This is a genomic window from Cellulomonas sp. RIT-PI-Y, from assembly GCF_025642745.1.
In the GTDB taxonomy this organism is placed as follows: Bacteria; Actinomycetota; Actinomycetes; order Actinomycetales; family Cellulomonadaceae; genus Cellulomonas.
Map to the genome: position 1 here is coordinate 1 of NZ_JANZKP010000084.1, position 7,823 is coordinate 7,823.

A 7,823-nucleotide genomic window follows, 5' to 3' on the forward strand; every position below is an offset into this window, starting at 1 on the left:
CGCGGGATCCTGCTCAGCCTGGGTGCGGTGGTGACGCTGTTCCCGTTCTACGCGATGGTGATCATCGCGTTGAAGCCCGAGACCGCGGTGCAGTTCCCGGGCTCGCTGATGCCCTGGAACCTCGACACCGCGTCGTTCGTGGACGTCCTGGCGGGCCGGGACATGTTGCGCTGGTTCCTGAACACCGTCATCTACTCGGTGGTGTCCGTGGTCCTGGTGCTGCTGCTCGCCTCGATGGCCGGGTACGCCTTCGCCAAGAAGCGGTTCCCCGGGCGCGAGGCGATGTTCTGGTCGTTCCTGGCGATGGTGATGGTGCCGTACCACGTCACGCTGATCCCGACCTTCATCGTGCTGGCCCGGATGGGCGGCGTGAACACCTACTGGGGTCTGATCCTGCCGACGCTGGCCAACGCGCAGGCGGTGTTCCTGATGCGGCAGTTCATCAAGGGGCTGCCGGACGAGCTGTTCGAGGCGGCCAAGATCGACGGTGCGGGGGAGTGGCGCACCTTCGTGCAGATCGTCCTGCCGCTGTGCAAGCCGGTGCTGGCGACCCTGGGCACCTTCGTCTTCCTCTGGCACTGGAACGACTTCCTGTGGCCGCTGATCATCGGCAAGAGCGCGGACATGTGGACGCTCACCGTCGGCATCGCCTCCCTGCGGCAGCAGCAGGTGCCGCTGTCCGTGGTGCTGGCCGGGTCCGTGGTGGCCCTGGTGCCGATCTTCGCCGCCTACGCCGTGGCGCAACGCTCCTTCCAGGAGGGCGTCGCGCACACCGGGATCAAGGGCTGACCTCACCGATGCGGAAGGATCCGATGTTCACCTCGCAGTCCGAGCTGGAGGACCGGCTCACCACCCCCTCGCCCGCGTTGATCGCCGACCTGTCCCGGGGCAGCGGCGACCTGGTGATCCTGGGCGCCGGCGGCAAGATGGGACCGACCCTGACCGTGCTGGCCCGGCGGGCGCTGGACGCCGCGGGCCGCACCGGGGACGCCGTGCACGCGGTCTCCCGCTGGTCCGACGCTGCCCAGGCCGACCACCTGCGTGACCAGGGCGTGTCCGTGCACACCGCCGACCTGCTGGCCGACACCGAAGCCGATCTGCCGGACGGCGCGGACGTGCTGTTCATGGTCGGCGCGAAGTTCGGGTCGGCCTCCGCGCCGTCCTGGGCCTGGGCGGTGAATGCCGCCCTGCCGGACCGGATCGCCCGCCGCTACGCCGGGTCGCGGATCACCGCGTTCTCCACCGGGAACGTCTACCCGCTGGTGCCGGTGACCTCCCAGGGTGCGGCGGAGGGCCACCCGGTCGGCCCGGTCGGCGAGTACGCGATGTCCTGCCTCGGGCGCGAGCGGGTGTTCTCGCACGGGGCGCTGACCCGCGGCACCCCGGTCAGCCTGATCCGGCTGAACTACGCGGTCGACCTGCGGTACGGGGTGCTGGCCGACATCGGCTCGACGCTGCTGGCCGGTCAGCCGGTCGACCTGACCACGGGGCACGTCAACGTGGTCTGGCAGGGCTACGCCAACGAGGTCACGCTCCGGGCGATGGCGCACGCCACGCCGGAGGTATTCACGCTCAACCTCACCGGTCCTGAGGTGCTGCCGGTGGAGCGGGTCGCCCGTCGACTGGCCGCCGGACTGGGGGTGGAGCCGACCTTCGTCGGGGAGCCCTCGCCGACCGCGCTGCTGAACGACGCCACCCGGTGCTTCGACCTGTTCGGCTACCCGGACGTCACCGCCGGTCAGCTGATCGACTGGCAGGCGGACTGGCTCCGGGCCGGACTGCCGACCAGCGGCAAGCCGACCAAGTTCGCGGTCCGGGACGGGGCGTTCTGATGGCCCTGTCCCCGGAGCTGCACCGCCTGCTGCACGACGGCGCCGTCATCCCCGCGCACCCGCTGGCGCTCACCGCCGAGCGCCGATTCGACGAGCACCACCAGCGCGCGCTGACCCGGTACTACGCGGCGTCCGGTGCCGGCGGGGTCGCGGTCGGGGTGCACACCACCCAGTTCGAGATCCGCGAGCCCGGGATCGACCTCTACCAGCCGGTGCTGGCGCTCGCGGCCGACGTGCTCGACCGGGAGGTGGACCGGCCGTTCCTCCGGGTCGCGGGGGTGGCAGGCCCGACCGCGCAGGCGGTGGCGGAGGCCGAGGTAGCCGCCGGGCTGGGCTACCACGCGGTGCTGCTCAGCCCGCCGCGACCGGCCCCCGGAGACCCGGACCCGACCGAGGACGCGATGATCGACCGGGCCGCCGCGGTCGGCGAGGTGCTGCCGGTGATCGGCTTCTACCTGCAGGCCGCGATCCGCGGACCCCGGCTCGGACTGTCGTTCTGGCGCCGGTTCGCGGAGCTGGAGTCGGTGATCGCGGTCAAGGCCGCCCCCTTCGACCGGTACCGCACCCTGGACGTGGCGCGTGCCGTCGCCGGATCCGCCCGGGGGGCCGACATCGCGCTCTACACCGGCAACGACGACGCCATCGTCACCGACCTGCTGTCCGACCTGACCTTCGAGGGCCCGGACGGCTCGCCGGTGACCCGGCACGTCTCCGGCGGACTGCTCGGGCACTGGTCGGTGTGGACCCGGCGCGCGGTCGAGCTGCTGGGCCGGGTGCGGGACGCGCGGGGCGGGGACCGGGAGGCGCTGGCGGAGCTGATGTCCCGGGCCGCCGCGATCACCGACGCGAACGCCGCGCTCTTCGACCCGGCGCACGGCTTCGCGGGCTGCATCGCCGGCGTGCACGAGGTACTGCGCCGCCAGGGACTGCTCGCGGGCACCTGGTGCCTGGACCCCGAGGAGGGCCTGTCGCCCGGACAGTCCGCGGAGATCGACCGCGTGCTCCGGCTGCACCCCTGGCTGTCCGACGACGACTTCGTCGCGGAGCACCTCGACGGATGGCTGCGATGACGGCCGCTCTCGACGCGGGGGCGTCGCTGCTGGTGGCGGTGCCCGAGCGGCTGCGGGGGGAGTTCTTCGACGCCGAGGCGTCGCGGCGGCTGGGGGCGGTCGCCGAGGCGCTGGGCGGAACGGTGGAGTGGCTGGACGGCGGGGGCGTGCTGGGGGAGCTCCCGCCCGGCGGCACGGGGACGACCCGGCACTGGCCGGCCGTCCGGGCGCTGGTCACCTCCTGGGGTCAGCCGCCGTTGACCCCAGCGCTGCTCGACCGGCTGCCCGCGCTGGAGCTGGTCGCGCACACCGGTGCCACCGTGCGCCCGTTCGCCACCGCGGAGGCGCACGCCCGCGGCGTCCGGATCACCCAGGCCGGGCAGGGGATGGCCCGTCCCGTCGCGGAGGTCGCACTCGCCTTCACCCTGGCCCTGCTGCACCGGATCCCGCGGTTCGACCACGCGCTGACCGCGGGCGTCCCCTGGGAGCGGGCGGAGGACGTCCCGCCCCGGCACGAGCTGGCCGGCAGCACGATCGGCGTGGTCGGCGCCTCCCGGACCGGCCGGGCGTTCATCGCGCTGCTGACGGCCCTGGGCGCCCGGGTGCTCGTCGCGGACCCCTACCTGACCGACGCCGACGACCTCGGCGTGGAGCCGGTCGACCTGGACGACCTGTTCCGTCGCAGCCGGGTGGTCGTGCTGCACGCCCCGTCACTGCCGGAGACGCACCACCTGGTCGACGCCCGGCGGCTGGCACTGATGCCGGACGGGGCGGGACTGGTGAACACGGCGCGGTCCTGGCTGGTCGACGAGGACGCACTGGTCGCGGAGCTGCGCACCGGCCGGGTCGACGCCGCGCTGGACGTGTTCGACGCCGAGCCGCTGCCCACCGACCACCCGCTGCGCACGCTGCCCAACGTCCTGCTCACCCCGCACCACGCGGCCGGGACGGTCGAGGGCCGGCTGCGGCAGGGCCGGATCGTGCTGGACGAGCTGGAGCGGGCGGCCCGCGGTGAGCCGTTGGAGCACGCAGTGACCCCCGAGGACTTGGAGCGGATGGCATGAAGCAGGCCCTCGGGGTGTGGAGCACCCTGCCCGACCCGGTGACCGCCGAGCTCCTCGGCCGCGCGGGCTACGACTACGTGTGTGTGGACCTGCAGCACGGACTGACCGGGCCCGGCACCGTGGTCCCGGTGCTGCAGGCGCTCCGGCACACCCCCGCGACCGTCCTGGTGCGGGTGGCCGACCACCGGCCGGACGGTCTGATGCGCGCGCTGGACCTGGGGGCTGACGGCGTGGTGGTGCCGATGGTCGACAGCCCGGACCAGGCCGCCGCCGCCGTGGCCGCCTGCACCTACCCGCCGTCGGGCTTCCGGTCCTGGGGTCCGATGTGGGGCGACGTCGACGGCTCCGCCCCCGGCCCGGACCAGGCGGACGCCGCCCGGCGGGTGATCGTGATGGTCGAGACCGCGGCCGGGTTCGACGCCGTGCGGGAGATCGCCGCGGTGCCGGGGGTGTCCGCGGTCTACGTCGGACCGAACGACCTGGCGCTGACCCTCGGACTGGGGCGGGAGACCTACGCCACCTCGCCGGCCGTGCACCGGGCGCTGGACACCGTGCTGGCCGCGACCGACGACGCCGGGATCGCCATGGGGCTGCACTGCTCCTCGGGGGAGATGGCGTCCTACTGGCGCGAGCGCGGGGTCGGCATGCTGACGGTCGCGACCGACAGCACCCTGCTGCGCACCGCGTCGTCGGCGGTGCTCGCGTCGGCGTCCGGGGGCGCCCGATGACCGAGGCCCCGATCCTGCGCGACGTGCTGCCCGCCGTCACCACCTGGACCCCGCGCGAGTCCGCGGTGACCGCCGGGGTGGCCCGCACCGACATCACCCCGCCGGTCGGCGTCCGGGCGCACAACTGGGGTGCCGCCCGCACCGAGCTCGCCACCGGCGTGCACCGGCCGCTGACCGCCACCGCCCTGGCCTTCCACGACCGGACCGCCGATCGGTGGCGGTACCTGCTCACGCTGGACCTCGGCTGGTGGCGGGACACCGCGTCCTTCCACCGGCTGCGCGATCCGATCCTGGCCGCGGTGTCCGCCGACCCGGACGACCTGCTGCTGCACCTGGTGCACACCCATGCCGGTCCGTCGATCAGCGACCTGGGCCTGGACCTGCCCGGCGCCGACCTGCTGCCGGAGTACCAGGACCGGTTGACCTCCGCGGCGATCGTCGCGTGCCGGTCCGCCCGGGAGACCGCCGCGCCCGCCGTGCTCACCTGGGCGCAGGGCCGCTGCGACCTCGCCGTGACGAGGAACCTGCCGTGCGGCGACCGGGACGTGGTGGCCTTCGACCCCAGCGCGCCCGCGGACGACACCCTGCTCGTCGGCCGGATCGCCGTCGACGGGGCGACCGTCGCCACCCTGGTCAACTACGCCTGCCACCCGACCACGCTGGCGCACCACAACAGCCTGGTGTCCCCGGACCTGGTCGGTGCGACCCGCGAGGTCGTGGAGTCGGTCACCGGCGCCCCGGCCCTGTTCCTGCAGGGAGCCTCCGGCGAACTGTCGCCCCGCGAGCAGTACGGTCCGGGCACCGAGCAGGCCGACCGCAACGGCCGGGTGCTCGGCCACGCCGCTGTCGCCCTGCTGGAACGGATGGGGGAGCCCGGCACCCGGCTGCGGTTCGACGGGGTGGTGGAGTCCGGTGCCCCGCTCGGCCTCTGGCGGCGCGAGGCGACCGAGGTGCCCGCCGACGTCGACTGCACCGCGAGCGTCGTCCCGCTGCCCGCCCGGCCCCCGCTCTCCCCGGCCGAGGTCGCCGAACGCTGGTCCGGCATCGACCCGGTCGCCGCCGCCGAGCGCCTGCGCCGGGCCACCCGGCTCGCCGACGGCTACCTGGACGGCGCCACCGCACGGCACCCGCTGTGGGTCTGGCGGCTGGGCGACGCGGTGATCGTCGCGCACCCCGGCGAGGCCTTCTCCGCACTGCAGACCGAGCTGCGCCGCCGCCATCCCGAGCGTGCCGTGCTGGTGCTCAACCTGACCAACGGCCCCGGGTTCGTGTATCTGCCGGACGCGCCGTCGTACGAACGGGACCGGTACCAGGTCTGGCAGACGCTGCTCGCCCCGGGCGGCCTGGAGCTGCTGATCGAGGCCGCCGACCACCTGATCGCCGGCCTCGCCCCGGCCCGTGAGGAGACCGCATGACCGACCGTGAACGCTCCGTCGTCGTCACCGGCTCGTCCTCCGGCATCGGACGCGCCATCGCCGGCCGGCTGGCCGCCGACGGCTGGGCCGTGGTCGTCACCGGTCGTGACCCCGAGCGGACCACCGCCGTCGCCGACGGACTGCGCGCCACCGGCGCCCGGGCCGCCGAGGTCGCGGGGGACGTCGCCGACCGCGAGCTGCATTCCCGGCTGCTCGATGCCGCCACCGGCCTCGCCCCGCTCGGCGGCTGGGTGAACTGCGCCGGGATCACGGTCCGCAACGGCCTGACCGACCTGTCCGAGCCGGACACCTGGGCCATGGTCCGCGGCAATCAGATGGGATCGCTGTGGGGCTGCGAGGCCGCGGTCGGTGCCTTCCTCGCGGCCGGGACCCCCGGCGCGATCGTGAACATGTCCTCGGTGCACGGCTCCCGGGCCTACCCGGAGCACACCGTGTACGAGATGACCAAGGCGGCGGTCGAGGCCCTGACCCGCTCGGTGGCGGTGACCTACGCCGCGCACGGGATCCGGGCCAATGCGGTGGCTCCTGGGGCGGTGCGCTCGCCCGCGCTGGACGACTCCTTCCGGCGCGCTCCCGACCCGGCCGGCGCCGAGCGCTTCCTGGCCGACCGGTCGCCCGCCCGCCGGATCGGCGAGCCGGAGGAGGTCGCCGCCGTGGTGTCCTTCCTGCTGTCCGCCGACGCGTCCTACGTGTCGGGGCAGACGGTCGCGATCGACGGCGGGTGGCTGGCGGCGCTGGCCGACGACCCGGACGACCCCGGGGCCCGCCGGGCGGGGGTGGCCGGATGACCCGCCCGCTGCGCTCCGCCGCGTGGTTCTCCGGCACCGACGAGGTCGCCGTGCTGCACCGGGTCGCCCTGCGGCTCGGACCGGAGGACCTGGGCAAGCCGGTGATCGGCATCGCGGACACCGCCAGCGACCTGAACCCGTGCAACGCCGGCTTCACCGCCCTCGCCGCCCACGTCGCCGACGGGGTGCGCGCGGCCGGTGGCATCCCGGTCCGGTTCCCGGTGATGTCGCTGGGCGAGGACCTGATGAAGCCCTCGGCCATGCTCTACCGCAATCTGGTCGCGATGGAGCTGGAGGAGACCGTCCGGGCCTACCCGCTGGACGGTGTGGTCCACCTGGCGAACTGCGACAAGACGGTCCCCGCCGCCCTGATGGCCGCCGCCTCCGCGGACGTGCCCGCCCTGCTGCTGCTCGGCGGCGCCCGGTCCGCGCCGGAGTTCCGCGGCCGGCCGCTCGGCGCGGGCACCGACCTGTGGCGCGCACTGGACGACCGCCGGGCCGGGACGCTGGACGACTCCGGCTGGCGCGACCTGGAACGCTGCCTGGCCTGCGCGGGTCCGGGTGCGTGCAACGTGATGGGCACCGCCTCCACCCTGGCGATGCTGACCGAGGCGCTCGGCATGGCCCTGCCCGGCACCGCCCTGCTCGACGCGGTCGGCCCGGCCATCGAGCAGGCCGCCCGGGACACCGGCGCCCGGCTGGTCGCCATGGTGCGGTCCGACGACCGGCCGTCGACCCGGATCACCCAGACCGCCCTGGACACCGCCGTGCGGGTGCTGGCCGCGGTCGGCGGGTCGACCAACGCCGTGATCCACCTGGCCGCGATCGCCGGACGGCTCGGCCTGGACGCCGGCCTGGCCCGGATGGACACCCTCTGGCGGGACGTCCCGCTGCTGGCCGACGTCGAACCCTGCGGCAGCGGTCTG

The 7,823-nt window shown here is 74.7% G+C and carries 8 protein-coding genes; all 8 read left to right on the forward strand.

The genetic code is table 11. The features are described from left to right. Positions 1-789: carbohydrate ABC transporter permease (locus OGL89_RS16510; RefSeq protein WP_263121267.1), on the forward strand; the 789-nt coding region annotated here is incomplete at its 5' end. A gap of 23 nt (positions 790-812) precedes the next feature. Further along, positions 813-1,832, forward strand: coding sequence for an epimerase (locus OGL89_RS16515; RefSeq protein WP_263121268.1), 1,020 nt, complete (start codon positions 813-815; stop codon positions 1,830-1,832). After that, positions 1,832-2,902 carry a dihydrodipicolinate synthase family protein gene (locus OGL89_RS16520; RefSeq protein ID WP_263121269.1) on the forward strand — a complete coding sequence of 357 codons (1,071 nt, stop codon included), beginning with the start codon at positions 1,832-1,834 and terminating at the stop codon, positions 2,900-2,902. The genes OGL89_RS16515 and OGL89_RS16520 overlap by 1 nt, the downstream gene beginning before the upstream one ends. Continuing rightward, positions 2,899-3,945 (forward strand): hydroxyacid dehydrogenase, encoded by a 1,047-nt coding sequence (locus tag OGL89_RS16525; RefSeq protein WP_263121270.1) that lies wholly within the window; start codon positions 2,899-2,901, stop codon positions 3,943-3,945. Before OGL89_RS16520 ends, OGL89_RS16525 begins: the two co-directional genes overlap by 4 nt. Continuing rightward, positions 3,942-4,673, forward strand: coding sequence for an aldolase/citrate lyase family protein (locus OGL89_RS16530; RefSeq protein WP_263121271.1), 732 nt, complete (start codon positions 3,942-3,944; stop codon positions 4,671-4,673). The genes OGL89_RS16525 and OGL89_RS16530 overlap by 4 nt, the downstream gene beginning before the upstream one ends. Then, complete coding sequence (locus OGL89_RS16535; RefSeq protein WP_263121272.1) at positions 4,670-6,088, forward strand: hypothetical protein; 1,419 nt, start codon at positions 4,670-4,672, stop codon at positions 6,086-6,088. Before OGL89_RS16530 ends, OGL89_RS16535 begins: the two co-directional genes overlap by 4 nt. Further along, positions 6,085-6,897, forward strand: coding sequence for an SDR family oxidoreductase (locus OGL89_RS16540; RefSeq protein ID WP_263121273.1), 813 nt, complete (start codon positions 6,085-6,087; stop codon positions 6,895-6,897). The genes OGL89_RS16535 and OGL89_RS16540 overlap by 4 nt, the downstream gene beginning before the upstream one ends. Then, positions 6,894-7,823, forward strand: a 930-nt coding sequence (locus OGL89_RS16545) for a dihydroxy-acid dehydratase (protein ID WP_263121274.1), incomplete at its 3' end; no start/stop codon positions are given. The genes OGL89_RS16540 and OGL89_RS16545, both read left to right, overlap by 4 nt.